The sequence below is a fragment of the Streptomyces sp. NPDC039480 genome, from assembly GCF_055597165.1.
The window spans coordinates 257,078-282,133 of sequence record NZ_JBVITX010000012.1 but is presented as its reverse complement, the minus strand read 5'-3'; the positions used below and the strand labels follow the sequence as shown (position 1 = coordinate 282,133).

The window sequence follows — 25,056 nt, the reverse complement described above, 5'->3', positions numbered from 1 at the left end:
GTATGAGTACGTTGCGCGGGCGGGGATCGGTCCAGGGGCTGCCGGAGTGGGACCGCTGTGCGGTCATGGGCGTCGTGAACGTGACGCCGGACTCCTTCTCCGACGGCGGCCGCTGGTTCGACACGACGGCCGCCGTCAAGCACGGCATCGACCTGGTCGAGCAGGGCGCCGACCTCGTCGACGTCGGCGGCGAGTCCACCCGGCCCGGCGCCACCCGCGTCGACGAGGACGAGGAGCTCAAGCGCGTCGTCCCCGTCGTGCGGGGCCTGGCCGCCGAGGGCGTCACGGTCTCCGTGGACACCATGCGGGCCACCGTCGCCGAGCAGGCACTCGCCGCGGGCGCCGTCCTCGTCAACGACGTCAGCGGCGGCCTCGCCGACCCGCGCATGGTCCCCGCGGTCGCCGCCGCCGGAGCCCCCTTCGTCGTCATGCACTGGCGCGGCTTCCTCACCGACATCCACGCCAAGCCGGTCTACGAAGACGTGGTCTCCGAAGTCGTCGGCGAGCTCCACGCGCGCGTGGCGGCCGTCATCGAGGGCGGCATCGCCCCCGAGCGCGTCGTCGTCGACCCGGGCCTCGGCTTCTCCAAGGAAGCCGAGCACGACCTGGCGCTCCTGGCCCGTCTGGACCGGCTGCGCGAGCTCGGCCACCCGATCCTGGTCGCCGCCTCCCGCAAGCGTTTCCTCGGCCGCGTCCTCGCGGGCCCGGAGGGCGCCCCGCCGCCCGCCCGCGAGCGCGACGCCGCCACCGCCGCGGTCTCCGCCATCGCCGCCCACCAGGGCGCCTGGGCGGTCCGCGTGCACGAGGTGCGGGCGACGGCCGACGCGGTCCGTGTCGCCCGCGCCGTGACAGGTGCGGCGGGCGGCCACCGGTGACCGCGGCCGGCACCGACATCGAGCAGGTCGAGCGCGCCAACACCGCCTTCTACGAAGCGCTGGAACGCGGCGACTTCGACGAGGTGTCCGACCTGTGGCTGGACTCCGAGGACACCACCGGACACGCGGACGACACCGACGCCCCTGAAGACGCGGAGGACACAGAGGACGCGGAGGACGCGGCGGGAGACGCCGTCTCCTGCGTCCACCCCGGCTGGCCGGTCCTCACGGGCCGCGGCGAGGTCCTCAGGTCGTACGCCCTGATCATGGCGAACACGGAGTACATCCAGTTCTTCCTCACCGACGTGAAGGTCGGCGTGGCGGGCGACACCGCCCTGGTGACGTGCACCGAGAACATCCTCAGCGGCGGCCCGCCCCCGGCGGGCGGCGGCGAGCTCGGCCCGCTCGTCGGCCAGCTCGTGGTCGCCACGAATGTGTTCCGCCGCACACCCGACGGCTGGAAGCTCTGGTCGCACCACGCGTCCCCTGTGCTGGCCGAAACCGACGACGAAGAGGACGACGAGACCCCCTCCTGAGTGGGTAGGCGCGGTTCGACAGGCGTACGACGCGGCGGCCGACGGGCCCCTCGGGCGAACACTGTCAGTGCTCGCAGGTAGATTCGAACGAGGCTGGTGTGCCGACCGCACTCGGTGCAGGCCTGCCGATACCGACGATTGCAGGAGTGATTCGCGTGGATCGTGTCGCGCTGCGCGGCCTCAAGGCCCGCGGGCACCACGGTGTCTATCCGCGGGAGCGCGAAGAGGGCCAGACCTTCATCGTGGACCTGGTGCTCGGCCTGGACACGCGAGCGGCCGCGGCCGACGACGACCTGGCGAAGACCGTGCACTACGGAGTCGTGGCCGAAGAGGTCGTGGCCGTCGTCGAGGGCGACCCCGTCGACCTCATCGAGACGCTCGCCGAGCGCATCGCCCAGGCGTGTCTGAAGCACGACGGAGTCCTGGAGGTCGAGGTGTGCGTGCACAAGCCGGACGCCCCGATCACCGTCCCGTTCGACGACGTGACCGTCACCATCACCCGGAGCCGAGTATGACTGCGCCCTTCAAAGCGGGTCAGAGCGACCCCACCGTCCAGCCGGTGCCCACCTCCGTGGTCGAGCAGGTCGATGCGGCGGACACCACCCTGTCCAACCCCAAGCGCGCCGTGATCTCCCTCGGCAGCAATCTCGGCAACCGCCTGGAGACGCTGCAGGGCGCCGTCGACGCCCTGGAGGACACCCCCGGCCTGCGGGTCAAGGCGGTCTCCCCGGTGTACGAGACCGAGCCCTGGGGCGTCGACCCGGGCAGCCAGCCCTCGTACTTCAACGCGGTCGTGGTGGTGAAGACCACCCTGCCGCCCGCCTCGCTCCTGGAGCGCGCGCAGGCGGTCGAGGAGGCCTTCCACCGCGTCCGCGACGAGCGCTGGGGCCCGCGCACGATCGACGTGGACATCGTGGCGTACGCCGACGTGGTCTCCGACGACCCGGCGCTCACGCTGCCCCACCCGCGCGCCCACGAGCGTGCCTTCGTCCTCGCCCCCTGGCACGACGTGGAGCCCGAGGCCCAGCTCACGGGCCACGGCCCGGTGGCACAGCTGCTGGCCGCGGTCACCCGCGACGGCGTCGCACCCCGCGCCGACCTGGAACTCCGACTGCCCGAGTAGTCGTTAGAAGGCGGTCGACGCAATCAAGCGGTCGAGGCAATCAAGCCGATGAAGGGTCATCCGTGAAGCAACTGCGCATCAGGACGCTGGCCGGCCTCTTTCTCGCGGCCGGAGTGCTGTCCTGGTCGGGCGCCCGACTGTGGGACTCCGTCGGCACGCTGCCGCGCGTCCCGCTGGCCGCGCCCATCGTGCTCGCGGTGATCGCCGTCGTCCTGCTGGCGACGGCGCTCTCGCTGCGTTCACGCCTGCGTGCCCAGCGCGAGCGCCGTCCCGGCGCGAAGGGCGTGGATCCGATGATGGCCGCCCGCGCCGTCGTCTTCGGCCAGGCCAGCGCCCTGGTCGCGGCCCTCGTCGCCGGGATGTACGGCGGCACGGGCGCATTCCTGCTGGAGTTCCTCGACATCCCGCCCCGCCGCGACCAAGCGGTCTACGCCGGGCTCTCCGTCCTGATGGGCATCGCGGTGATAGCGGCCGCCTTCTTCATGGAACGCGTCTGCAAGCTCCCCGAAGACGACGACGAAAACGGAGAGACGGCCCCGGCGGCGTAGCTCTGACCTGTCCGAGGGTCACCACTGCTGTCGGGCCAGGTGACCGTTGACCAGGAAACTGGGCTGCGGAGCGAGCTGGAACGCATAAAGGGTGAACGGCTTGTCCTTGGCTGAGCGTTCACGTACTTCCTGGATTCCGGCCCAGGACGACTCCCTCAGGTCGATCGGATGCCTCTCAGGCGTGAAGGTGCCTCGGCTGGGCCAGCTGTCGGCCACGATGAGCTTCGATGCCCGTCCGTCGGTCCGCGCCGTGAACCTGGCGCCGACGATGCGGGCGAGTTCCGTGAGGAAGGGCACGTTCGCGCTGACGAGCACTCGCGCGGGCCACGTCTTGATGGGGAACCCGTCGCCGTCCATGTAACCGTCCAGGAAGCCCTGAAAGGTCTCCCTGCTGCGCAGCACTACCCGCGGGAACCGCTGACGCATGTGGTGGGCGTCCCCACCCACGTACTGCCGCAGTAAATCCGCGAGGTACGACGAGACGACACGGACCCGGTAGCCGGGTACCTCGCGTCCCAGATAACCAGAGGGACGCACGACAGCCTCAAGCTCGCCCCGCAAGCCTGTGGCGACGCTCAGGCACCGTGCGTAATGCTCGGCGAACAGTTTGTCGTTCACCACCAGCGAGACATAGTTCGTTCCGACGGTGCCGTCCGAGCACGTGGCACCGATCAGATATCCCCACTCGTAACCGGGCCGCATCGCCAGGCGCAGTCGACACAGCTTGCGGGCGGGGGTCCACGCGACCACCGTTCCCACAGCGTCGCGCGCGTGAACCCATCCGTCGGGTGTGCCCAACATCTGATCCGCTGCGACCGTCAAGGTCACGCTGTCGGTTACGACGTCCACCACTTCACGCGCCTTGACGGCCGTCACACCTGTAACAACCGTTTGAACCGTGCGCTCACCGTCCAACGTCCACAGCCTGCAGCCCACTTGCACGTCTCGTGCACGTCGACGCCCGTCTACGGCGTTCACCGTCTGCCTGCTCGGTAACCCGTAGCCCATCGCGATCCCTTTTGCCGAGCGCCCAATCGCACTGATCCAGGACCGTATCGGGCGGCACTGACAGCGGTGGCTATCGCGCCATGATCAGACTCATCGCCTCATTGCGCGTGGCCGGATCCCGCAGCTGGCCGCGCACCGCGGAAGTGATGGTCTTCGCTCCAGGCTTGCGGATACCGCGCATGGACATGCACATGTGCTCGCACTCCACGACGACGATGACGCCACGCGGCTCCAGGATCTCCATCAGCGAGTCCGCTATCTGCGTCGTCATACGCTCCTGCACCTGCGGGCGGCGAGCATAGACGTCCACGAGGCGGGCGAGCTTCGACAGGCCGGTGATCTTGCCGCTGGTGGCCGGAATGTAGCCCACGTGCGCCACACCCCTGAACGGGACCAGATGGTGCTCACAGCAGGAAGTGACCTCGATGTCCTTCACCAGGACCATCTCGTCGTGGCCCAGGTCGAACGTCGTCGTCAGGACGTCCTCGGGCTTCTGCCACAGGCCTGCGAATATTTCCCGGTACGCCCGTGCCACGCGGCCCGGGGTCTCCCGGAGGCCCTCGCGGTCGGGGTCCTCTCCCACGGCGATCAGCAGCTCACGCACGGCGTTCTCGGCCCGCTTCTCGTCGAACTCGCCGATCGAGCCCTCGCCGTCAAGCGTCACCGGGTCGGTCATGTTGTGCCTCGTTCCTGTGCGTCTCGCGCGGGCGTACGAAATCAGCCGCGCCCCCCAGGCTAGAACCAGGGGGGCGCGGCATCCATTCCGGGCCTGCTGAGGCGCGGGTCAGCTCTCGGGGCGGTCCTCCGGGGCCACCTCGAGGGACTTCTCCGTGCCCGAGGTCACGGCGGGGGTCGCGCCGTTCGCACCGTTCGTCAGTGAGAGCTCCCGGGGGGAGAGCACCGGCGGGCGGGTCGAGGGCGTGCGCCGGGAGGAACCGGTCCACGCCGGGCGGGCCGGGCGCTTCACGATGCCGGCGAAGACCTCGGCGATCTGCTCCTTGTTGAGCGTCTCCTTCTCGAGGAGCTGGAGGACGAGGTTGTCGAGGATGTCGCGGTTCTCGACCAGGATTTCCCAGGCCTCGTTGTGCGCGGTCTCGATGAGCTTCTTGACCTCTTCGTCGACCAGCGCCGCGACCTCTTCCGAGTAGTCCCGCTGGTGCGCCATCTCGCGCCCGAGGAACGGCTCGGTGTTGTCCCCGCCGAACTTGATCGCGCCGAGCCGCTCGGTCATGCCGTACTGCGTGACCATCGCGCGTGCGGTGGCCGTGGCCTTCTCGATGTCGTTCGCCGCGCCGGTCGTCGGGTCGTGGAACACGAGCTCCTCGGCCGCGCGCCCGCCCAGCATGTACGCGAGCTGGTCGAGCATTTCGTTGCGCGTGGTCGAGTACTTGTCCTCTTCGGGGAGGACCATGGTGTAACCCAGGGCCCGGCCGCGGGACAGGATCGTGATCTTGTGGACCGGGTCCGAGTTCGGGGAAGCCGCCGCGACCAGGGCGTGTCCGCCCTCGTGGTACGCGGTGATCTTCTTTTCCTTGTCGGACATGATCCGGGTCCGCTTCTGCGGGCCCGCCACGACGCGGTCGATCGCCTCGTCCAGCGAGTGGTTGTCGATCAGCTTCTTGTCGCTGCGGGCGGTGAGCAGCGCGGCCTCGTTGAGGACGTTGCTCAGGTCGGCGCCGGTGAAGCCCGGCGTGCGGCGCGCGACCGCCGACAGGTCGACGTCCGGGGCGACCGGCTTGCCCTTCTGGTGAACCTTGAGGATCTCCAGACGGCCCTGCATGTCCGGGCGGTCGACGGCGATCTGCCGGTCGAAGCGGCCGGGGCGCAGGAGCGCCGGGTCGAGGATGTCCGGCCGGTTCGTCGCGGCGATCAGGATGACGCCGCCCTTCACGTCGAAGCCGTCCATCTCGACGAGCAGCTGGTTCAGCGTCTGCTCGCGCTCGTCGTGGCCGCCGCCGAGGCCGGCGCCGCGGTGCCGACCGACCGCGTCGATCTCGTCGACGAAGACGATCGCCGGGGCGTTCGCCTTGGCCTGCTCGAAGAGGTCACGGACACGGGAGGCACCGACACCGACGAACATCTCGACGAAGTCGGAACCGGAGATCGAGTAGAACGGAACTCCGGCCTCACCGGCGACGGCACGCGCGAGCAGCGTCTTGCCGGTGCCGGGCGGGCCGTAGAGGAGCACGCCCTTGGGGATCTTGGCGCCGACGGCCTGGAACTTCGCCGGCTCCTGGAGGAACTCCTTGATCTCGTGGAGCTCCTCGACCGCCTCGTCGGACCCGGCCACGTCGGAGAAGGTCGTCTTCGGGGTGTCCTTGGTGATGAGCTTGGCCTTGGACTTCCCGAAGTTCATGACTCGGGAGCCGCCGCCCTGCATCTGGTTCATCAGGAACAGGAAGACGACGACGATGAGGACGAAGGGGAGCAGGGAGAGCAGGATGCCGACGAAGGGATTCTGCTTCGACGGAGAGACGGTGTAACCGTCCGGGATGTCCTTGCTCTGGTACTTGGCCTGCAGGGTCTTGGCGAGGTCGACGCCCTGGTCGCCGATGTAGCTCGCCTGGATCTTGCTGCTGTCCTTGACCTTCTGGCCGTCCTTGAGCTCGACCTTGATGATCTGCTCGTCACCGGTGGTGAGCTTCGCGGATTCGACCCGGTTCTTCTCGATCGCCTGGACGACCTCGCCGGTGTCCACCGTCTTGTAGCCACCGGACGAGCCGACGACCTGCATCAACACGACCACGGCAAGGACGGCCAGCACGATCCACATGACTGGCCCACGGAAGTATCGCTTCACGTCCATCCATACGGAGCGATGACGCCCCGTCCCTCCTGCCATAGTGAGTTTGATAAAGACTGTTCTTCGGACGGTACCCCAGCATTGTGACCCGAAGCCGCCGGGGACGGCTGGCAATCCCGCCTTCGCATGCTTCAACGCCGGGAAACGGGTGAGGGTTCCCCGACGTCGTACGCAAGCCCGCGGAGTGCTTCCGCGGGACGTCAGCCGCCGTAGACGTGCGGGGCGAGCGTGCCGACGAACGGGAGGTTTCGGTACTTCTCCGCGAAGTCGAGGCCATAGCCCACGACGAACTCGTTCGGGATGTCGAAGCCGATCCACTTCACGTCGATCGCGACCTTCGCCGCCTCCGGCTTGCGCAGCAGCGTGCACACCTCGAGGGAGGCGGGCTCGCGCGAGCCGAGGTTCGACAGGAGCCAGGACAGCGTCAGACCGGAGTCGATGATGTCCTCGACGATCAGGACGTGCTTGCCCTTGATGTCGGTGTCCAGGTCCTTGAGGATCCGCACGACGCCGGACGACTGGGTCCCCGCGCCGTACGACGACACGGCCATCCAGTCCATCGTGACGGGGGTGGACAGCGCGCGCGCCAGGTCCGCCATGACCATCACCGCGCCCTTGAGGACTCCGACGATCAGCAGGTCCTTGCCCGCGTACTCCGCGTCGATCTTCGCGGCCAGCTCGGCCAGCTTCGCGTCGATCTCTTCCTTGGTGATGAGCACCGACTTGAGGTCGGTGCCCATGTCTTTCGCGTCCACCCGCATCACTTTCGGTCGTCCCACCGGCCGACTCGGTCCCCAACGAACACGGGGCTCTCGTCAGCCTTGCCGGATCACCAGTCTGCCACCCTGGCGCTGAGCCACGACTTTGCCCGGGAGATTGATGACTCCCTGGCCTCGCCAGCCGGTGATCAGCCGGTCGACCTCTTCGATGTGCCGGGCGAAGAGCGAGCCCGCGGGTGCCCCTGCCTCGATGGCGGCCCGGCGCACGATGCGGCGGCGCACGGCGGGCGGCAGGGCGTAGAGCTTCGCGCACTCCAGGCGGCCGGCGGCGTCACGGACGGTCGCCTCGGCCTGGGCGGCCCAGGCATCGAGCGCGTCGGCGTCGTCACGGGACAGCTGGGCCGTCCGGGCGAGCGCCTCGACGACGCCCTTGCCTAGGGCCTTCTCCAGGGCGGGCAGGCCTTCGTGGCGCAGCCGGGACCGGGTGTACGCCGGGTCGGCGTTGTGCGGGTCGTCCCAGACGGGCAGCGACTGCACCATGCAGGCCTTGCGGGCGGTCTGCCGGTCGATGTGCAGGAAGGGGCGGCGGTAACGGCCCGCGACCCCCGAGGTCGCGGCCATTCCGGACAGGGAGCGGATGCCGGAGCCGCGGGCGAGGCCGAGCAGCACGGTCTCCGCCTGGTCGTCGCGGGTGTGTCCGAGCAGGACGGCGGCTGCCGCGTGCCGCTCGGCGGCGGCGTCCAGGGCCGCGTACCGCGCGTCGCGGGCGGCGGCTTCGGGGCCGCCTTCGCGCCCGACGTCCACGGCGACGGACTCGACCGGGGTGAGGCCGAGGGCGGTGAGGCGCACGACGACCTCGGCGGCGCGCAGGTCCGACCCGGGCTGCAGGCCGTGGTCGACGGTGACGCCGCCCGCGCGGATGCCGAGCTTGGGGGCTTCGAAGGCGAGCGCGGAGGCGAGCGCCATGGAGTCGGCGCCGCCGGAGCAGGCGACGAGCACGGTCGGTGGCGGGGCCTGCTCGTGCGGGGAGTGCGGGGCGTGCAGGGGGTGGGAGGGGTGTGGAGGGTCGGTTTCGGCGCTGCGCTGTAGGTCGGTCAGTACGTCGTGGAGTACGCGGCGGACCGCCAGGCGTATCGCCGCGACCGCAGGATGGGGACCCATGTCCGGTTCCCTTCGTGAAGTTCGGGGGGTGAGCTCGGACCAGTCACTCAGGACCCACCAGCGAGATCCGGTCCCATGCGGGGCCTTCTCTCCCTTGCGTACGGTCACTCAGAGTGTGTCGATGGTGACAGAGCCGAGCCGTTACCCGAGCATTGCACGCCTACCCATCGCCCACGGTCCCTCGGACGGGTGATTGCGGGGGCGTTCTCCTGCCATCGGCCGCAACCGGTTCCTCACTCTCCCTTACGGTGCACCCGCGCGACCCAGTCCGCCGGTTTGGCGATCTCCGCCTTGGTGGGCAGCGTGTTCGGGGAGGTCCAGACGCGGTTGAAGCCGTCCATGCCGACCTGCTCCACGACCGCGCGGACGAACCGCTCGCCGTCCCGGTACTGGCGCAGTTTCGCGTCGAGGCCGAGGAGCTTGCGCAGGGCCTGGTCGAGGCGGCTGGCGCCGCGCGCCCGCCGCTGCTGGAACTTCTCGCGGATCTCGGCCACGGACGGCACGACGTCCGGGCCGACGCCGTCCATCACGAAGTCCGCGTGGCCCTCCAGGAGGGACATCACCGCTGTCAGACGGGCGAGGATCTCGCGCTGGGCGGGCGTCTGCACCAGCTCGACGAGGGAACGGCCCCCCTCGTCCTCCTCGCCCTCCGCGTCGGTGCGGCCGCCCGCGAGCGACTGGGCGGCCTCCCTGACGCGCTCCAGGACCGTCATCGGGTCGACCTCGGTCTCCCCCAGGAACGACTGGATCTCGCCTTCGAGGTGGTCGCGCAGCCAGGGCACGGCGGTGAACTGCGTGCGGTGCGTCTCCTCGTGCAGACAGACCCAGAGGCGGAAGTCGTGGGGGTCCACGTCCAGCTCGCGCTCGACGTGCACGATGTTCGGCGCGACGAGGAGGAGGCGGCCCCCGCCGTTCGCCCCCGCGGGGAGGTCTCGGGTGGGTGGGGCGAAGGTCTCGTACTGCCCGAGGACGCGGGAGGCGAGGAAGGACAGGAGCATGCCCAGCTCCACGCCCGTCACCTTGCCGCCCACCGCGCCGAGCACGGCGCCGCCCGGGCCGCTGCCGCGCTTGTCCTGCATCTTGTCCAGGAGGGGCTTTAGGATCTCCCGGAAGCCCGCCACATTGGCCCGGACCCAGCCCGCTCTGTCCACCACGAGGACCGGGGTGTTGTGGGTGTCCTCCGAGCCCATCCTCGTGAAGGAACGGACGTGCTCCTCCGAGGACTTGGCGTGCCGCCGGAGCTCGGCGACGACGGCTCGCGCCTCGTCCCGGCTCACTTCTGGGCCCGGCCTCACGAGGCGGGTCGCGGTCGCCACCGCGAGGTTCCAGTCGACCATCTCCGCACCACGGATGCTCGTCATGCGCTCAACGGTACGTGGTGGCTCCCTCTGGTGGAGGGGCTTGCACCCCTGACATTGGCCCGGAGCTCGCCCCTAGGGGGCTGTGGGGGCCTTGTGGGGGGCTGTGGTGTGGGGTGGGCTCGCTGTTCCTGGGTGCCCGGGGCGGGTGTCCTGCGCGGGGCGCCGTTTGGCTTCGGTTTTTGGGCGGCTGCCGCTTGGGGGTGGCTGGGCGCGCAGTTCCCCGCGCCCCTCAGCGGCGCCTGCGCCCCGTCGGAGTCATGGGAGTGGCTGGGTGCGCAGTTCCCCGCGCCCCTGAGCGGCGCCTTCGGCCCGTCGGAGTCATGGGAGTGGCTGGGCGCGCAGTTCCCCGCGCCCCTTAGCGGCGCCTTCGGCCCGTCGGAGTCATGGGGGTGGCTGGGTGCGCAGTTCCCCGCGTCCCTGGGTAGCCCTGCGGCCCGTTGGAGTCGTTCGGCCGTTGGGTCAGCGGCAGCCGCAGTTGGCCACTGTGGAGGCCATGTGGTCCAAGGCCGACTGGGCTGCTTGGGGGTCCGTCGTGCCTGTGGTCATGAAGGCGAAGAGGAGAAGGCGGCCGTCGGCGTCGACGACCGTGCCCGCGAGGCTGTTCACGCCGGTCAGGGTGCCGGTCTTGGCGCGGACCAGGCCCGTGCCGGGCGAGTCCTTCGGGTAGCGGTCGACCAGCGTGCCGGTGAAGCCGGCCACCGGCAGGCCCGTCACCGCGGAGCGCAGTCCGGGGCGGCCCGGGTCCGCCGCGTGGTCCAGGAGGGCCGCCAGGAGCTCCGCGGAGACGCGGTCGGCGCGGTCCAGACCGCTGCCGTCGGCGAACGTCGTCCCGGAGAGGGGCAGGTCCAGCTTCTCCAGGCGGGCCCGGACCGCCCTGCCCGCACCGTCGAAGCTCGCCGGCTCCTTCGCCGCGATCGCCGTCTGGCGGGCCAGCGCCTCCGCGATGTCGTTGTCGCTGTGCGTCAGCATCCGCTCGACCAGCGAGGACAGCGGCGGCGACTCGACCTTCGCGAGGGACTCGGCCCGGTCCGTCGCCTTGGAGGGGACGGGAGCGGCGTCCGGGGCGGGCTCGGTCGTGATGCCGTGGTCCTTCAGGAAGCCCGCGAACTTCTTCGTCGCCTCGGCCGCCGGGTCACCCGCGCGCGGGGCGGGCCCGCTTGAGGAGTCGTCGAGGCGTCCCTCGTCGGCCATCAGGGCGCTGACCGGCGTGATGTTCTCGTTGGGGCCGATGGGGTGCTGCGGAGGGCCGGAGTACAGCGACGTGTCGTACGAAAGTTTGATCTTGTCGATGTCGCGGCTCTTGAGGGAGCGTGCCGTGTCCTCGGCGAGCCTGCGCAGGCTGGCCGCCGTGTCGGTGTAGCGGCCGTCCTTGCGGGCCGTCAGCGTGGGGTCGCCGCCGCCGACCAGGACGACATCCGGCGCCTCGGAGGAGCCCGAGGAGTCGGACGAGTCGGAGGAATCGACGGAGTTCGGCTCCAGCACGGCCTTCGTGGGGATGCGGTGGTCCGGGCCCACCGCATCCAGCGCCGCCACCGCCGTCGCGATCTTGATCGTCGAGGCGGGTGTCAGGCCGTCGCCCGCGTTCTTGCCGTACAGCCGTTTGCCGGAGGCCGCGTCGAGCACGACGGCCGACCGCTTCGGGCCGAGCGCGGGGTCCTTCAGGAGCGGATCGAGCACCTCCGCGAGGGCGCGGTCCGTCGGCCGGGGTGCCGTGCCCGCGGGCGCGCCGAGGCCGGCGAGCACGGAAGGGGCGCTCGGCGCGGCCGCCGGCCCGCGTCCCGGCGCTCCGCCGGCGTGATCTGCGCCACCCCAGGCCTCCTGGGAAGCAGCCCGGACCCGCTCCGCCGTACGCTGACCGGAGGAGTCCCAAGGGCCGGCCGCGGCCACCGCCCCGGCCGCGATGACCAGGCCGAAGGTGGCGGCACCAGCCGTGAGCTGCAAGGTCGTGAGCTTGCCGGAGAACCCGGCGAGCTTGTCGGCGGAAGGCTTGGACAGCTGTCTCAAAAGCTGTCGAGGCCGCTGCCAAGGCTTGAGCTCCGGCACGACGACCAGCCCCTTTCGCGATCACACATCTGCGTGAGGGACACTTAATCACCCGAAGTATGTGCTGATCATGGAGGAGCCACCCGTGGAGTTCGACGTCACCATCGAGATTCCGAAGGGTTCGCGGAACAAGTACGAGGTGGACCACGAGACCGGCCGGATCCGTCTGGACCGTCGCCTCTTCACGTCGACCAGCTACCCCGCGGACTACGGCTTCGTCGAGAACACCCTCGGCGAGGACGGTGACCCGCTGGACGCCCTGGTCATCCTGGACGAGCCGACCTTCCCCGGCTGCCTCATCAAGTGCCGCGCGATCGGCATGTTCCGGATGACCGACGAGGCGGGCGGCGACGACAAGCTGCTCTGCGTCCCGGCCTCGGACCCGCGCGTGGAGCACCTGCGGGACATCCACCACGTCTCCGAGTTCGACCGCCTGGAGATCCAGCACTTCTTCGAGGTCTACAAGGACCTGGAGCCCGGCAAGTCCGTCGAGGGTGCCGACTGGGTCGGCCGTACGGACGCCGAGGCCGAGATCGAGCGTTCCTACAAGCGCTTCAAGGACGAGGGCGGCCACTGAGCCAGTCGTTCCGGGCGGGCCGCGGGACCCAAGGGGGTCACGCGGCCCGTTCGTGTATCTGTGCCCATACTGGCCATACGGAGGGTGCGTACGAGTCATATGAGAAGTGAGGGCATCAGTGGCCGAACAGGAGGCCGAGGACCGTAAGCCTCAGTCGGACGAGGCCCGCAGCGCGTTCGCGCAGCCCAGCGGGGTGATGCCGCAACCACAGGCCCCTGAGGACGAGTCCCAGACGACATCCGAGTTCGCCATCCCCACGGGCCTCGCGACGCCGTCCACGACGACCCAGGAGACCGACAAGTCGGCGTTCACGCCGCCGCACACCTACAGCGCGCGGAACGCCCCGCAGGCCTTCACGCCCGCGCAGGGCATACCCCTGGTGAAGCTCACCAAGGACGTCCCCTGGCAGGACCAGATGCGCACGATGCTGCGCATGCCGGTGACCGAGCGTCCGGCGACGGAGGCCGCGCAGAAGCAGGAGGACGAGGCCGGGCCCGCCGTGCCGCGCGTGCTCGACCTGACGCTCCGTATCGGCGAGCTGCTGCTGGCGGGCGGTGAGGGCGCCGAGGACGTGGAGGCGGCCATGTTCGCCGTCTGCCGCTCGTACGGCCTGGACCGCTGCGAGCCGAACGTGACGTTCACGCTCCTGTCGATCTCGCACCAGCCCTCGCTGGTGGACGACCCCGTCACGGCCTCCAGGACGGTGCGCCGCCGGGGCACGGACTACACGCGTCTGGCGGCGGTCTTCCACCTGGTGGACGACATCAGCGACCCCGAGATCGAGGTCTCCCTGGAGGAGGCCTACCGCCGTCTTGCGGGCATTCGGCGTAACCGTCACCCCTACCCCGGGTGGGCGCTCACGGCGGCCAGCGGCCTGCTCGCGGGCTCCGCGTCCGTGCTGGTCGGCGGTGGCGCTCTCGTCTTCGTGGTGGCCGCGGTCGGCGCGATGCTCGGCGACCGGCTCGCCTGGCTGTGCGCGGGGCGCGGGCTGCCGGAGTTCTACCAGTTCGTGGGCGCCGCGATGCCGCCCGCCGGGATGGGTGTGGCGCTCAGCTTCGTGCACACCGAGGCGTCCATGGCCTCGGCGGTGATCACCGGTGGGCTCTTCGCGCTGATCCCGGGGCGGGCCCTGGTGGCGGGTGTGCAGGACGGGCTGACCGGCTACTACATCACCGCTGCCGCGCGCCTTCTGGAGGTCATGTACCTGATCGTGGGCATCGTCTGCGGTGTGCTGCTCGTGCTGTCGCTCGGCGTGATGCTCGACGCGACGAACCTGACTCCGGAGACGAAGTTCGGCGTGACGTCGTCGCGGCCGGTGATCCAGATCCTGGCGTCGATGGCGCTGAGTCTCGCCTTCGCGATACTGCTTCAGCAGGAACGTAACACCGTGCTGATGGTGACCCTGAACGGCGGCGTCGCGTGGGTGATGTTCGGCGCTCTGGCGCAGACTCCGCTGGCGCTCTCGCCCGTCGCGGCGACGGCCATCGCGGCCGGTCTTGTGGGCCTCTTCGGGCAGCTGTTCTCGCGCTATCGGTTCGCGTCGTCACTGCCCTATGTGACGGCTGCGATCGGGCCGCTGCTGCCCGGTAGCGCGACGTACTTCGGGCTGCTCGCCCTGGCGCAGAACGACCTCAACACGGGCATGAACTCGCTCACCAGGGCCGTCGCGACGGCGCTGGCCATCGCGATCGGCGTGAACCTGGGGAGCGAGGTCTCCCGGCTGATCCTGAAGGTGCCGGGGGCCGCGTCGGCGGCGAATCGCCGTGCGGCCAAGCGGACGAGGGGCTTCTGACCCTGCGGGTCGGCGGGGCCGGGGCTGTCTTGCCCCGCTGTCACCGCTTCGCGTGGCGGCCGCGCTGGGACGGCGTCGTGCCCTCGGCCGCCGCGGTCTTCTTGGACTTGCTGCGGGCCCGCAGGAACTCGATGGCGATCGGCACCACCGAGATGAGGACGATCAGGATGAGGATCGCCTCGATGTTCTTGTGCACGAACTCGATGTTGCCGAGCCAGGCGCCGAGCAGGGTGACTCCCGCGCCCCACAGGACGCCGCCGATGATGTTGAACGTGATGAACGAGCGGTACCGCATGCCGGAGACGCCGGCGATGATCGGCGTGAACGTCCGCACGATCGGCACGAAGCGGGCCAGGACCAGGGACTTCGGGCCGTACTTCTCGAAGAAGTCGTGGGCCTTGACCACGTTCTCCTGCTTGAAGAGCTTGGAGTCCGGGCGGTTGAAGAGCGCGGGGCCGACCTTCTTGCCGAAGAGGTAGCCCGCCTGGTCGCCGAGGATCGCGGCGATGCAGATCAGCAGGCAGGCCAGCCACAGCGGGGTGTCCAGCTTGTGCGTGGTGATCAGCAGGCCCGTGGTGAACAGCAGGGAGTCACCGGGCAGGAAGAAGCCGATCAGCAGGCCCGACTCGGCGAAGACGATCACCAGCAGGCCCCAGAGGCCGAACTGGTTGAGCAGGTAATCCGGATCCAACCAGCTTGGTCCGAGCGCAAGCGTCGTCACGGTTCCGGGCTCCTGAGGGTGAGGGGGTGGTGCGGCGGCGGGTGCAGCCGCCCAAAGTTATCAACGCCAGGCGCCCCGACCGGGTTCCACTCCCCTTCTCGGCGTGCACTGTGCGGAAACTGCAACCACACCGCGCGCCCCGTCACCCGCCGTCGCGTGCCGCGTTCGCCAGGATCGCGTCCCGCAGATAGACGGCGAGGCCGGGGCGGATCGCCTCGTAGAAGGCCGTGAACCGCTCGTCGGCGACGTACATCTCACCGAGACAGGTGTGCATCTCGGGCGAGCACGCGTAGTGGTGCGCCGTGATGCAGCGGCGGTGCGCCTCCGCGGCGTCCATGGCCTCCGGGGAGTCCGCGGGGACACCCCGGGCGAGCAGGTCGCCCACGCGCGCGTGGACCGCGTTCATCTCGTCGTTGATCCGCTTCCAGTCGTCCTTCGTGTACGAGGCGGACCTGCGCTGCGACTCGCGGTAGGCCTCCGTGTCGCCCCAGCGCTGCTCGACCTCCTCCGCGTACTGCTCGGGATCGTGGTCTCCGAAGACCTCGAACTTCTCCTCGGGGGTGAGGTTGATGCCCATCTTCTTCGCCTCCATGGCGGTCTCGACGGCGGCGGCCATCTCCTGGAGCCGGTGGATCCGGTCGGTCAGCAGCGCGTGCTGACGGCGCAGGTGGTCCCGCGGGTCCGTGTCCGGGTCGTCCAGGAGGGCCGCCACCTCGTCGAGGGGGAAGCCGAGCTCTCGGTAGAACAGGATCTGCTGCAGCCGGTCGAGGTCCGCGTCGCCGTAGCGCCGGTGTCCCGCGTGGCTGCGCCCGCCGGGCACGAGCAGGCCGATCTCGTCGTAATGGTGCAGCGTGCGCACCGTCACTCCGGTGAAACCGGCGACCTGTCCCACGGAGTAGGCCATGGCTTCCGCCCTTCTTCTTTCGGTACGCGGATCAGCCTGCGCCCTCACGTCACGTGAGGTGCAAGCCGGCCGCCGAGACCGCCCCTACTTGCTGAGCGCCCCGAACCTGCGGACCGCCAACGGCAGGAACACCCCGACGAGCACCACGGGCCACAGCACCGCCAGGAGACCCGCGTTCTCGGCCGCCCAGGAGGTGCCGGTCACCCCCGGGTTGCCGAAGAGGTCACGGACGGCGGTGGCCGTCGCCGACATCGGGTTCCACTCGACCGTGGCGCCGAGCCAGCCCGGCATGTTCTGCGGAACCGTGAAGGCGTTCGAGAGGAAGCCGACCGGCCAGACCAGGATCTGCACGGCCGTCACCAGCTCCGGCCTACCCGCGACCATCGCCAGGTGGATGCCGAGCCACAGCATCGCGAACCGCAGCATCATCAGCAGCCCCACGGCCCCGAGCACCGCCCCGAACGAGCCGTGCCAGCGCCAGCCGATCGCGAGCCCCACGCCCATCATGACCAGGAGCGAGACGAAGGACTGGAGCATGTCGGCGACCGACCGGCCGACCAGCACCGCGCCGTTGGCCATCGGCATGGAGCGGAAGCGGTCGATCACTCCCTTGTTGAGGTCCTGGGTGATCGCGACCATCGTCGCGTCCAGGCCGAAGACCATCGTCAGCGCGAACATGCCGGGGACCAGGAACTCGGCGTACTCCCCCGCGATGCCCTTTCCGCCGCCGATCAGATAGGTGAACATCAGCAGCATCATCACGGGGAAGACGAGGCCGACGAGGACCTGCACCGGCTGCCGTGCCCAGTGGGCGAGTTCGCGCCGTGTCATGGTCCAGGAGTCGGTCGCGGCCAGACTCATCGACGTACTCACACGCTCTCCTTCGTACGCTCGGTCAGGCTCAGGAAGACCTCGTCCAGCGTGGGCCTGCGCAGCGCCACGTCCTCCGCGTCGATGCCGGCGTCCCGCAGGGCCCGTACGACCGCCGTGAGGGCCTCCATGCGGTCCGTGACGGGCGCGGACGCCAGACGGCGGTCCGGGTCCACCGTGGCGCCCGCGGGCAACAGCGCGGCCGTACGGACGAGTTGGGCCGCGTCGCGCACCACCACGTCGATGCGGTCGCCGCCCAGCCTCGCCTTGAGGTCGTCCGCCGTGCCGTCCGCGATGACGCGGCCCTCGTCGATGACCGACATGCGGTCGGCCAGCTGGTCCGCCTCCTCCAGGTACTGCGTGGTCAGGAGCACGGTGGTGCCGCCGCCGACCAGCGAGCGCACCGAGTCCCACACCTCGGCGCGGCCGCGGGGGTCGAGGCCCGTGGTGGGCTCGTCCAGGAAGAGGACCTCGGGCTCCGTGACGAGGGAGGCCGCGAGGTCCAGGCGGCGCCGCATGCCGCCGCTGTACTGCTTGACCGCCTTGCGGCCGGTGTCCGCGAGGCCGAACCGCTCCAGGAGCTCGTCGGCCCGCACGCGCGCGTGGCGGGCGCCCAGGTGATGGAGCCGCCCGAACATGTCCAGGTTCTGCCGGCCGCTCAGCTCCTCGTCCACCGCGGCGTGCTGGCCGAGCAGACCGATGCGCCTGCGCACCTCGTCGGGCCTGCGCCGCACGTCGTGCCCTGCGACCTCCACGCGACCCTCGTCGGGCCGCAGGAGGGTGGCGAGCATCCGCACCGCCGTGGTCTTGCCCGCGCCGTTCGGCCCCAGCACCCCGTGCACGGTGCCGCGCTCCACCCGCAGGTCGAGGCCGTTCAGCGCCTTCTTGCTCCCGTACGCCTTGTGTGCACCCTCAACGACGATCGCGTCCGTCATCCGGCTCCCCTCGCTGATCATCTAGTCAAAGTTGACTACGCAGGGAAGGTAGCCCGAGTCTCACCATTCGTCAAACTTGATTAGTGGTCGTCCCCCGCGGACCCGCTCCCCGCCGCGTACGGATTCTCCTGGTCCTCGGCAAGCACTCCCACGAAGGGATCGCCCTCGCCGGAGAAGGTGTAGGCGCCGGCCTCGATGCGGGCGATCAGGCCCTTGGTCCACTCCGCGCCCGTGTCGGCCGAGTGCACCCAGTAGTTCATGATCTCGCCGATGTGGCCGAGCTGTTCGGGGCCGTCCTGCGGCGTGTAGTACTCCGTGACGGACGCGCGCCACTCCTCGATGCGGCGCACCCGCTCCTTGAGCAGGGCCACGGCCTCCTCGCGCGGCAGGTCCACGATGAAACCGATCCCGGTCGTGAGGACGTCGGGCCGCTGGTCGTACGTGGTCAGGGAGTCACGGAGCAGGGAGTAGTACTCCTCCGTGCCCTTCTCCGTGACCTCGTACTCGGTGCGCGGCGGGCCGCCGGCCGTGGAGGGGGCGACCTCGTGCGCGAGCAGGAAGCCCTGCTTCGCCAGCTGCTTCAGGGCGTGGTAGATCGAGCCGGGCTTGGCATTGGACCACTCGTGGGCGCCCCAGAACTCCAGGTCGTTGCGGACCTGATAGCCGTGGGCGCGGCCGTGCTGCCGGACGGCTCCAAGAACCAGTAGCCGGATCGCTGACATGTACCGCGCCCTTCCGCTCAGCCCCCCGGTCATCAATTTTGACTAGGGTATCCCCGCTCCAGCGCCACCAGCTCGAAGGCCGTCTTTCCGTCGAGGGATTCACGGACGATGTCGGCGTGGCCCGCGTGCCGGCCGATCTCCTCGACCAGGTGCAGCATCAGCCAGCGCATCGACACCGCGCCGTCCTGCGGGAACCACGGCGCCTCGGGCAGCGGGAACGTGTCGTCGAGGCTCGGCACCGCGCGGATGAAGTCCTCGGTCTCGCGGGCGACCTCGTCCCAGAAGGCCAGCGTCTCGGCGAGCGTCTCGCCCTCCACGAGGCGGAAGCTGTCGCCCCAGGTCGCTTCCGTGCGCGCCTTCTCGTTGGGCTTCTGCTGGGCCATGCGCAGCCAGTTCAGCTCCGTCTCCGCGACGTGCTTCACGAGACCGCCGAGGGTGAGTTCGCTGGCGCTCGGGCGGGCCTTCGCCTGCTCGTCGGTCAGGCCGAGCACCGAGCGGCGGATGCCGCCGCGCTGGGCCTCGACGAAGGCGATGAGGGCGCCGCGCTCGTCGCCCCTGGCTTCCGCGCTGACGTGAGTGACCATGGTGTCCGCCTCTTCTCCGGCCTGCTTCACGCAGGTCCCGCTGGGCCGTTCCGCCGGGCTTTCCGACACCACAGACGCTACGGAGCCTTGCGGTCAGGTGCTGTCCGCAAGGCTCCGAGGGCGAGGAAATGCCAGAAGAGAAAACGCCAGAAGAGGAAAGGTCAGAACGGGAAGCGCGACCTGCCGTGCTGCACCGAGATCCACTTCTGTGTGGTGAAGGCGTCGACCGTCGACTCGCCGTTCAGCCGTCCGACGCCGGAGTTCTTCTCGCCGCCGAAGGGCACGATCGGCTCGTCGTGCACCGTGCCGTCGTTCACGTGGATCATGCCGGTCCTGACGCGCTTGGCGACGCGCACGCCGCGCTCGATGTCAGCGGTGTGCACGGCGCCGCTCAGGCCGTACGGCGTGTCGTTGGCGATGCGGACGGCCTCGTCCTCGCCGTCGAAGGGCAGCAGCAGGGCGACCGGGCCGAAGATCTCCTGGCTCAGGACCGGGGAGCCGGCCGGCAGGTCCGTGAGGACCGAGGGGGCGACGAGGTTGCCCTCGGTCCGCCCGTGCAGCAGGGGCTTCGCGCCGGCGGCGACGGCCTGGTCGACGACGGCCGTGACGGCGTCCGCCTGCGAGGAGTTGATGAGCGGGCCGATGTGGGTGCCCGGGTCGGCCGGGTCGCCGACCTTCAGGCTCGCGACCTTGGCGACGAACTTCTCGGTGAACTCGTCCGCCACGGACCGGTCGACGAGGATGCGGTTGGCGGCCATGCAGACCTGGCCCTGGTGCACGAAGCGGCTGAAGACCGCCGCGTCCACGGCGTAGTCGATGTCGGCGTCGTCCAGGACGATTAGCGCGCTGTTGCCGCCGAGCTCCAGGATCGAGCGCTTGAAGTTCGCGGCGCAGACCGTGGCGACGTGCCGCCCCACGCGGTCCGAGCCGGTGAACGAGATGATGCTCGGCACCGGGTGCTCGATCAGGGCGTCGCCTATCTCGGCTATGTCCGTGATCACGACGTTGAGCAGTCCGGCCGGCAGTCCGGCGTCCTCGAACACCTTGGCCACGAGGGCGCCGCCGAGCACCGGCGCGTTCTGGTGCGGCTTGAGGACGACCGCGTTGCCCAGGGCGAGGGCCGGGGCGACGGACTTGATCGACAGCAGGAACGGGAAGTTGAAGGGGCTGATCACCCCGACCACGCCCACGGGGACGCGGTAGAGGCGGTTCTCCTTGCCGTCGTCCGGCGAGGGCAGGACGCGGCCCTCGGCGCGCAGCGCGAGGTGGACCGACTCGCGCAGGAACTCCTTGGTGAGGTGGATCTCGAAGGCCGCCTTGAGCCGGGTGCCGCCCAGCTCGGCGATGATCGCCTCGGTGATCTCTTCCTCGCGGTCCTCGACGATCCGCAGGGCCCGCTCGAACACCGCACGCCTGGTGTAGGGGTTGGTCTCGGCCCATTCCTGCTGCGCGCGCTCGGCGGCGCGGTAGGCCTGGTCGACCTCGTCGGCCGTGGCGACCGTGATGGACGCCAGCTTCTCCCCGTCGTACGGATTGAAGTCGATGATGTCCCAGGAACCCGACCCGGCCTTCCACTCGCCGTCGATGTACTGGTGAGCCAGGTCGGTGAAGAAGGACATGAGACGGACCCCTTGCCGCGGCAGCTGACGGCCGCTAACGGAAGCAGACACCTGATCTCACGTCATAGTACTTATGTTTCAGGTGAGTTGAAGCAGTCCGCGCAGAAGATCCCGGCTGCCGACCGGGTCGGGACTGTCCTTCTGCAGCTGGGCCACGACCCTGTCGTACTGCGCCACTTCCTCCGCCTTGTCGAGATAGAGCGCACCGGTGAGCTGCTCCACGTACACGACGTCGGAGAGGTCGGACTCCGGGAAGCTCAGCATCGTGAAGGCGCCGCTCTCGCCCGCGTGCCCGCCGAAGCTGAACGGCATCACCTGGAGGGTGACGTTCGGGCGCTCGGAGATCTCGATGAGGTGCTGGATCTGACCCCTCATCACTTCCCGGTCGCCGTACGGCCGTCGGAGCGCGGCCTCGTCCAGTACGCAGTGGAAGCGGGGCGCGTGTTCGGAGGCGAGGAGCTTCTGGCGCTCCAGGCGCAGCGCGACGCGCCGCTCGATCTCCGCCTTGCTCGCGCCCTTCATGCCGCGTGCGACGACCGCGTGGGCGTACGCCTCGGTCTGCAACAGGCCGTTGACGAACTGGACTTCATAGACACGGATGAGCGAGGCCGCGCCCTCCAGGCCGATGTATGTCTGGAACCAGCCGGGCAGGACGTCCGAGTAACTGTGCCACCAGCCGGTGAGGTTGGCCTCCTTGGCGAGCGAGAGGAGTGCGCCGCGCTCGGCCTCGTCGGTGACGCCGTAGAGCGTCAGAAGATCCTCGACATCCCTGGACTTGAAGCTCACCCGTCCCAACTCCATGCGGCTGATCTTCGATTCGGAGGCGCGGATCGAGTATCCGGCCGCTTCACGGGTGATGCCGCGGGATTCCCTGAGCCGCCTCAGCTGCGAGCCCAGCAGGATGCGCCGTACCACCGAGCCGCTCGACTCCCCTGCGGTCACTTCGCTCAATCCTCCCGATCGACTGGAAGCCAGCAGTCTGCCATTAAACGCTCCGGGCCGTACACGTCCGGTTACAGAAACGGAAAGGGTCCGAAAGGTCTCCAGAAGAAGTCGTGGGAAGAAATGGGCAAGAAGTGGCACGGGAGCGACCAAGTCCGGCGCGTGCACGTGCATCTGCCCTTGCATCTGCTGTGCGCATTCGGAACCATGGTCCGCGCGCCACTGCTGTACCGACCGCGTACCACCGCACCATCGGCGACCGACCGCGCCACCGCTCCATCGCTATGTACCGCGAAACCGGGGAGTGCCTCGCATGGGGACGAATGGATCGACCATGCTCGAGCCGTTAAGGCAGGGGCTACCTCCGATCGACCCCTCCGCGGTCTCCGACGCGGCCTCCATCGCCCTCCCCGCCCGCTATGAAGCGGTGGGCAGCGCACGGCGGTTCACCCGGACGACGCTCGGCCAGTGGGATCTCGACGAGAGGTTCGACGACATCGCGCTCGTGGTCTCCGAGCTCGTCACCAACGCGCTGCGGCACGCGCTGCCCGCGGACACCCCGCGGGACCGGCAGGAGCCGCCCGTGCGGCTGCACCTGATGCACTGGGCGACGCGTCTCGTGTGCGCGGTGCGCGACCCCAGCGACGACAGCCCGGTCGCGCGCGACACCGACGACGACTTCTCGGCGGAGTCGGGCCGGGGTCTGTTCCTCGTGGACTCGTTCAGCGACAGCTGGGGCTGGCACCCGCTCGCCGGCGCGCTGCGCGGCAAGGTGGTCTGGGCGCTGTTCCGCCTGGGTTGAGACCCGATGTGCGGGGAGTGGGTCAGCCGCCTATCAGGTGGTCGAACTCCCCGTCCTTCATCCCCAGCAGCATCGCCTCTATCTCGGCGCGCGTGTAGACGAGCGCCGGGCCGTCCGGGAAGCGCGAGTTGCGCACGGCGACGTCGCCGCCCGGCAGCTTCGCGAACTCGACGCACGAGCCCTGCGAGTTGCTGTGTCTGCTCTTCTGCCAGACGACCCCGTGAAGCTCCGTGGCCGCCATGCCGTTAAACGCGTGGTGCACAGGTCGCTCCCCGGGTGGTGCGGTGCCGTGAGTGGCTCTAGATGCAGTGGTCAACTGTCCCGGATCATAGCTGTGTTCACATGCCGATGCATGGGCAGATGCACGTGCACGCGGGGTGTTCCCCTGATTACAGCCCTGTCGGCGTCTCGTATTAGGGAGAGACGCATACCGGGCCTGTCCTGTTCCCTCGGACGCCCTCGGACCCTCTCGGGCAGGAAAACGCCCCCTGCGGCACCTTGGGGTGCCGCAGGGGGCGTTCCGGGGGCCGGGGCCGGCCCGATCAGCGAGGCGCCCCGTACGGCAGGAGCGCCATCTCGCGGGCGTTCTTGATCGCCGCGGCGATCTGCCGCTGCTGCTGGGCCGTCACGCGCGTCACCCGCCGGCTGCGGATCTTGCCGCGGTCCGAGATGAACTTGCGGAGCAGCTCCGTGTCCTTGTAGTCGACGTACGTGATTCCGGCCTGATCCAGCGGGTTGGGCTTCGGCTTCTGCGGGCGCGGGGGCTTGCGCGGGGACAAGGGTCAGACCTCCAGGAGGGTGTCGAAGGCGGGGGGCAGGTGTTTCCAGGCGTCGCGCCCTGCGGCGTACTCCTCGTCCGTCAGCAGGCAGGACTCCAGGACCTCCATGAGTCCTTCGCGGTCCAGGCCCGGTGAGGTGAACACCAGGTGGTTGCAGCAGTCGCCGTGCTCGGGGTGCCAGTCGAGGGCGGCGGCCGCGCGGCGCACCGGCGGCACCATCTCCCACGCGGCGTCCGGCAGCGAGGCCAGCCACGGCCCGGCGCTCTCGACGCAGAGCGCGCCGCCCGCCGCGTCCCACCCGAGCAGCGTGTCCGGGTGGTCGGCCAGCCAGAAGCGGCCACGGCTGCGGGCGGCCGCGCAGGTCAGGTCCTCCAGCGCGTTGTAGAGCCGCTCCGGGTGGAACGGCCGCTCCCGATGCCATACGAGGGTGGCGACCCCGCACGCGTCGGCCTCGGTCGGCAGCAGCGCGCAGGCCGGGTGCTGCGCCGCGGCGGCGGCCTCGACGTCGAATCCGGTGAGCGCGGCGCGGGCCAGGTCGCCACGGCCGATGAGCACCTGGCGGGCGGTCGGGTGGAGCTGGGCGAGCAGGGCGCGGTCCTCGTCGTCGGCCTCCGGGGAGTCGGCGACGGCGAGCACGGGCGCGTACTCCAGCTGGCGCGCCCAGGTGTCGGCGACGGTGCGCTGGTCGGTGGGGGCGGCGGCGAGTCCGGCGTCCATGAGGTCGTCTCCGTTGCCGAGGCAGGGCAGGAGCAGGGCGGGGTCGACCGCCGTGACCACACCCGTGAGCGCGAGGCCGTCGCCGCCGTGCGCGGCGACGACCTCGGCCATGGCCTTGGGCTCGACCGAGTCCCACAGCTCGACGACCGCGAGGCGGGTGAGCCCCGCGTCCGCGAGGCGGTCGAGCTCGGGCACGAGGTCCTCGCGGAGCGCGCAGCACGCGCAGTCGTTGACCAGCGGGGCGTCACCGGTCGAGAGCACGCCGGTGGCGTCGCGGACCGTGCGGACGACGGTGCCCGTCACGGCGGTCGACAGGTCGTGGTGCAGGGCCACGCTGCCGGGGACGCCGGCGAGCAGTTCGTCGACGGCCGCCGTGCGGGCGGCCGCGTGGAGGCCGGCGACGATCACGACGTCCATACGGGGCGTCTCCATCCGGGATGCCTCTCCCTCGGCTCGCGCGGGCCGGTCCGGGCCCGGCATCAGCGCTTGCCGAAGCGGCGTTCGAAGCGCTCGACGCGGCCGGCCGTGTCCATCACGCGGGCGGTGCCCGTGTAGAAGGGGTGGCTCGCGGACGAGACCTCGACGTCGATGACGGGGTACGTACGGCCGTCCTCCCACTCGACCGTCTTGGCGCTGGTCGCGGTCGAACGGGTCAGGAAGGCGAAGCCGGCGGCCTTGTCGCGGAAGACGACGGGGCCGTAGGGCGGGTGGATGTCCTTGCGCATGGCGGTCAGCGCTCCTCTCGGAAGTCGACGTGGCGTCCTGCCATCGGGTCGTACTTGCGCAGCGTGAGGCGGTCGGGGTCGTTACGGCGGTTCTTGCGGGTCACGTAGGTGTAGCCGGTTCCTGCCGTGGAGCGGAGCTTGATGACGGGGCGGTGTTCGGTGCGGGCCATGGGGCTAGTATATGAAAATG

At 69.9% G+C, this 25,056-nt stretch carries 28 protein-coding genes; 8 read left to right on the top strand and 20 right to left on the bottom strand.

Features of this window, described 5'->3' with window-relative positions; all coding sequences use genetic code 11:
- The first annotated feature begins 2 nt into the window (after positions 1 to 2).
- The 5 genes from folP to ACZ56E_RS32780 all read left to right on the top strand — a co-directional run bounded on the left by folP (position 3) and on the right by ACZ56E_RS32780 (position 3,082).
- Positions 3 to 875 (top strand): dihydropteroate synthase, encoded by an 873-nt coding sequence (gene folP, locus ACZ56E_RS32800; protein ID WP_468608494.1) that lies wholly within the window; start codon positions 3 to 5, stop codon positions 873 to 875.
- Positions 872 to 1,411 carry a nuclear transport factor 2 family protein gene (locus tag ACZ56E_RS32795; protein ID WP_471219746.1) on the top strand — a complete coding sequence of 180 codons (540 nt, stop codon included), beginning with the start codon at positions 872 to 874 and terminating at the stop codon, positions 1,409 to 1,411. The genes folP and ACZ56E_RS32795 overlap by 4 nt, the downstream gene beginning before the upstream one ends.
- 155 nt (positions 1,412 to 1,566) lie before the next feature.
- A complete protein-coding gene (gene folB, locus ACZ56E_RS32790) occupies positions 1,567 to 1,926 on the top strand; it encodes a dihydroneopterin aldolase (protein ID WP_468608490.1) in 360 nt (119 codons plus the stop codon).
- The gene (folK, locus tag ACZ56E_RS32785; RefSeq protein WP_471219742.1) at positions 1,923 to 2,534 is read left to right on the top strand and encodes a 2-amino-4-hydroxy-6-hydroxymethyldihydropteridine diphosphokinase; all 612 of its coding nucleotides are present in this window, start codon (positions 1,923 to 1,925) and stop codon (positions 2,532 to 2,534) included. Before folB ends, folK begins: the two co-directional genes overlap by 4 nt.
- Before the next feature lie 62 nt (positions 2,535 to 2,596).
- A complete protein-coding gene (locus ACZ56E_RS32780; protein ID WP_471219740.1) occupies positions 2,597 to 3,082 on the top strand; it encodes a DUF3180 domain-containing protein in 486 nt (161 codons plus the stop codon).
- Between the two features lie 18 nt (positions 3,083 to 3,100).
- Here ACZ56E_RS32780 and ACZ56E_RS32775 read toward each other — a convergent pair whose 3' ends face one another.
- The 7 genes from ACZ56E_RS32775 to dacB all read right to left on the bottom strand — a co-directional run bounded on the left by ACZ56E_RS32775 (position 3,101) and on the right by dacB (position 12,138).
- Positions 3,101 to 3,997, bottom strand: a complete 897-nt coding sequence (locus tag ACZ56E_RS32775; RefSeq protein ID WP_471219738.1) for a hypothetical protein — start codon at positions 3,995 to 3,997, stop codon at positions 3,101 to 3,103.
- 163 nt (positions 3,998 to 4,160) lie between these two features.
- The gene (folE, locus tag ACZ56E_RS32770; RefSeq protein ID WP_398302467.1) at positions 4,161 to 4,766 is read right to left on the bottom strand and encodes a GTP cyclohydrolase I FolE; all 606 of its coding nucleotides are present in this window, start codon (positions 4,764 to 4,766) and stop codon (positions 4,161 to 4,163) included.
- 108 nt (positions 4,767 to 4,874) lie between these two features.
- Entirely contained in the window at positions 4,875 to 6,896 is a 2,022-nt protein-coding gene (gene ftsH / locus ACZ56E_RS32765) for an ATP-dependent zinc metalloprotease FtsH (protein ID WP_471219736.1), read from the bottom strand.
- 197 nt (positions 6,897 to 7,093) lie between these two features.
- A complete protein-coding gene (gene hpt / locus ACZ56E_RS32760) occupies positions 7,094 to 7,654 on the bottom strand; it encodes a hypoxanthine phosphoribosyltransferase (RefSeq protein ID WP_030785774.1) in 561 nt (186 codons plus the stop codon).
- 54 nt (positions 7,655 to 7,708) lie between these two features.
- Positions 7,709 to 8,773 carry a tRNA lysidine(34) synthetase TilS gene (tilS, locus tag ACZ56E_RS32755; protein ID WP_471219734.1) on the bottom strand — a complete coding sequence of 355 codons (1,065 nt, stop codon included), beginning with the start codon at positions 8,771 to 8,773 and terminating at the stop codon, positions 7,709 to 7,711.
- 233 nt (positions 8,774 to 9,006) lie between these two features.
- Positions 9,007 to 10,134 (bottom strand): zinc-dependent metalloprotease, encoded by a 1,128-nt coding sequence (locus tag ACZ56E_RS32750; RefSeq protein WP_471219732.1) that lies wholly within the window; start codon positions 10,132 to 10,134, stop codon positions 9,007 to 9,009.
- A gap of 459 nt (positions 10,135 to 10,593) precedes the next feature.
- On the bottom strand, positions 10,594 to 12,138 hold the full coding sequence (gene dacB / locus ACZ56E_RS32745; protein WP_471219731.1) for a D-alanyl-D-alanine carboxypeptidase/D-alanyl-D-alanine endopeptidase: 1,545 nt from the start codon (positions 12,136 to 12,138) through the stop codon (positions 10,594 to 10,596).
- Positions 12,139 to 12,262: 124 nt separating this feature from the next.
- Between dacB and ACZ56E_RS32740 the strand changes: the two genes are divergently transcribed.
- Positions 12,263 to 12,754, top strand: a complete 492-nt coding sequence (locus tag ACZ56E_RS32740) for an inorganic diphosphatase (RefSeq protein ID WP_055568469.1) — start codon at positions 12,263 to 12,265, stop codon at positions 12,752 to 12,754.
- Positions 12,755 to 12,872: 118 nt separating this feature from the next.
- Entirely contained in the window at positions 12,873 to 14,546 is a 1,674-nt protein-coding gene (locus tag ACZ56E_RS32735; protein WP_471219728.1) for a threonine/serine exporter family protein, read from the top strand.
- Positions 14,547 to 14,586: 40 nt separating this feature from the next.
- Here ACZ56E_RS32735 and ACZ56E_RS32730 read toward each other — a convergent pair whose 3' ends face one another.
- The 8 genes from ACZ56E_RS32730 to ACZ56E_RS32695 form a co-directional block, all read right to left on the bottom strand.
- A complete protein-coding gene (locus ACZ56E_RS32730) occupies positions 14,587 to 15,267 on the bottom strand; it encodes a DedA family protein (protein ID WP_471219727.1) in 681 nt (226 codons plus the stop codon).
- 142 nt (positions 15,268 to 15,409) lie between these two features.
- Entirely contained in the window at positions 15,410 to 16,171 is a 762-nt protein-coding gene (locus ACZ56E_RS32725) for a MerR family transcriptional regulator (RefSeq protein ID WP_471219725.1), read from the bottom strand.
- An 84-nt stretch (positions 16,172 to 16,255) separates the two neighbouring features.
- Entirely contained in the window at positions 16,256 to 17,032 is a 777-nt protein-coding gene (locus tag ACZ56E_RS32720) for an ABC transporter permease (protein WP_468608623.1), read from the bottom strand.
- An 8-nt stretch (positions 17,033 to 17,040) separates the two neighbouring features.
- Positions 17,041 to 17,976: an ATP-binding cassette domain-containing protein gene (locus tag ACZ56E_RS32715; RefSeq protein WP_471219855.1), complete on the bottom strand. Its 936-nt coding sequence runs from the start codon at positions 17,974 to 17,976 to the stop codon at positions 17,041 to 17,043.
- An 80-nt stretch (positions 17,977 to 18,056) separates the two neighbouring features.
- Positions 18,057 to 18,698, bottom strand: a complete 642-nt coding sequence (locus ACZ56E_RS32710; protein WP_471219723.1) for a PadR family transcriptional regulator — start codon at positions 18,696 to 18,698, stop codon at positions 18,057 to 18,059.
- 32 nt (positions 18,699 to 18,730) lie between these two features.
- Positions 18,731 to 19,282, bottom strand: coding sequence for a DinB family protein (locus ACZ56E_RS32705; protein WP_471219721.1), 552 nt, complete (start codon positions 19,280 to 19,282; stop codon positions 18,731 to 18,733).
- 161 nt (positions 19,283 to 19,443) lie between these two features.
- On the bottom strand, positions 19,444 to 20,901 hold the full coding sequence (locus tag ACZ56E_RS32700; RefSeq protein ID WP_471219719.1) for an aldehyde dehydrogenase family protein: 1,458 nt from the start codon (positions 20,899 to 20,901) through the stop codon (positions 19,444 to 19,446).
- A 78-nt stretch (positions 20,902 to 20,979) separates the two neighbouring features.
- Entirely contained in the window at positions 20,980 to 21,843 is an 864-nt protein-coding gene (locus ACZ56E_RS32695; RefSeq protein WP_468090928.1) for a helix-turn-helix domain-containing protein, read from the bottom strand.
- A 313-nt stretch (positions 21,844 to 22,156) separates the two neighbouring features.
- On the opposite strand from ACZ56E_RS32695, the gene ACZ56E_RS32690 reads away from it, so the two are divergent.
- The gene (locus ACZ56E_RS32690) at positions 22,157 to 22,645 is read left to right on the top strand and encodes an ATP-binding protein (RefSeq protein ID WP_468608464.1); all 489 of its coding nucleotides are present in this window, start codon (positions 22,157 to 22,159) and stop codon (positions 22,643 to 22,645) included.
- Between the two features lie 22 nt (positions 22,646 to 22,667).
- Here ACZ56E_RS32690 and ACZ56E_RS32685 read toward each other — a convergent pair whose 3' ends face one another.
- From ACZ56E_RS32685 to rpmG, 5 genes are all read right to left on the bottom strand, one after another.
- The gene (locus tag ACZ56E_RS32685; protein WP_223775964.1) at positions 22,668 to 22,907 is read right to left on the bottom strand and encodes a DUF397 domain-containing protein; all 240 of its coding nucleotides are present in this window, start codon (positions 22,905 to 22,907) and stop codon (positions 22,668 to 22,670) included.
- A gap of 280 nt (positions 22,908 to 23,187) precedes the next feature.
- Complete coding sequence (rpsR, locus tag ACZ56E_RS32680) at positions 23,188 to 23,424, bottom strand: 30S ribosomal protein S18 (protein WP_468608462.1); 237 nt, start codon at positions 23,422 to 23,424, stop codon at positions 23,188 to 23,190.
- A 3-nt stretch (positions 23,425 to 23,427) separates the two neighbouring features.
- The gene (locus ACZ56E_RS32675) at positions 23,428 to 24,573 is read right to left on the bottom strand and encodes a CobW family GTP-binding protein (RefSeq protein WP_471219716.1); all 1,146 of its coding nucleotides are present in this window, start codon (positions 24,571 to 24,573) and stop codon (positions 23,428 to 23,430) included.
- 47 nt (positions 24,574 to 24,620) lie between these two features.
- Positions 24,621 to 24,866: a type B 50S ribosomal protein L31 gene (locus tag ACZ56E_RS32670; protein WP_468090922.1), complete on the bottom strand. Its 246-nt coding sequence runs from the start codon at positions 24,864 to 24,866 to the stop codon at positions 24,621 to 24,623.
- A 5-nt stretch (positions 24,867 to 24,871) separates the two neighbouring features.
- Complete coding sequence (gene rpmG, locus ACZ56E_RS32665; protein WP_362997281.1) at positions 24,872 to 25,036, bottom strand: 50S ribosomal protein L33; 165 nt, start codon at positions 25,034 to 25,036, stop codon at positions 24,872 to 24,874.
- Between the last annotated feature and the right edge of the window lie 20 nt (positions 25,037 to 25,056).

Bases quoted from the DNA above. Each gene is read 5' to 3' on its own strand.
- folP (WP_468608494.1), top strand. From the start codon at position 3: ATGAGTACGTTGCGCGGGCGGGGATCGGTCCAGGGGCTGCCGGAGTGG.
- folK (WP_471219742.1), top strand. From the start codon at position 1,923: ATGACTGCGCCCTTCAAAGCGGGTCAGAGCGACCCCACCGTCCAGCCG.
- folE (WP_398302467.1), bottom strand. From the start codon at position 4,766: ATGACCGACCCGGTGACGCTTGACGGCGAGGGCTCGATCGGCGAGTTC.
- ftsH (WP_471219736.1), bottom strand. From the start codon at position 6,896: ATGGACGTGAAGCGATACTTCCGTGGGCCAGTCATGTGGATCGTGCTG.
- hpt (WP_030785774.1), bottom strand. From the start codon at position 7,654: ATGCGGGTGGACGCGAAAGACATGGGCACCGACCTCAAGTCGGTGCTC.
- tilS (WP_471219734.1), bottom strand. From the start codon at position 8,773: ATGGGTCCCCATCCTGCGGTCGCGGCGATACGCCTGGCGGTCCGCCGC.
- ACZ56E_RS32750 (WP_471219732.1), bottom strand. From the start codon at position 10,134: ATGACGAGCATCCGTGGTGCGGAGATGGTCGACTGGAACCTCGCGGTG.
- ACZ56E_RS32725 (WP_471219725.1), bottom strand. From the start codon at position 16,171: ATGGCCTACTCCGTGGGACAGGTCGCCGGTTTCACCGGAGTGACGGTG.
- ACZ56E_RS32720 (WP_468608623.1), bottom strand. From the start codon at position 17,032: ATGAGTCTGGCCGCGACCGACTCCTGGACCATGACACGGCGCGAACTC.
- ACZ56E_RS32715 (WP_471219855.1), bottom strand. From the start codon at position 17,976: ATGACGGACGCGATCGTCGTTGAGGGTGCACACAAGGCGTACGGGAGC.
- ACZ56E_RS32710 (WP_471219723.1), bottom strand. From the start codon at position 18,698: ATGTCAGCGATCCGGCTACTGGTTCTTGGAGCCGTCCGGCAGCACGGC.
- ACZ56E_RS32705 (WP_471219721.1), bottom strand. From the start codon at position 19,282: ATGGTCACTCACGTCAGCGCGGAAGCCAGGGGCGACGAGCGCGGCGCC.
- ACZ56E_RS32700 (WP_471219719.1), bottom strand. From the start codon at position 20,901: ATGTCCTTCTTCACCGACCTGGCTCACCAGTACATCGACGGCGAGTGG.
- ACZ56E_RS32690 (WP_468608464.1), top strand. From the start codon at position 22,157: ATGGGGACGAATGGATCGACCATGCTCGAGCCGTTAAGGCAGGGGCTA.
- ACZ56E_RS32675 (WP_471219716.1), bottom strand. From the start codon at position 24,573: ATGGAGACGCCCCGTATGGACGTCGTGATCGTCGCCGGCCTCCACGCG.
- ACZ56E_RS32670 (WP_468090922.1), bottom strand. From the start codon at position 24,866: ATGCGCAAGGACATCCACCCGCCCTACGGCCCCGTCGTCTTCCGCGAC.
- rpmG (WP_362997281.1), bottom strand. From the start codon at position 25,036: ATGGCCCGCACCGAACACCGCCCCGTCATCAAGCTCCGCTCCACGGCA.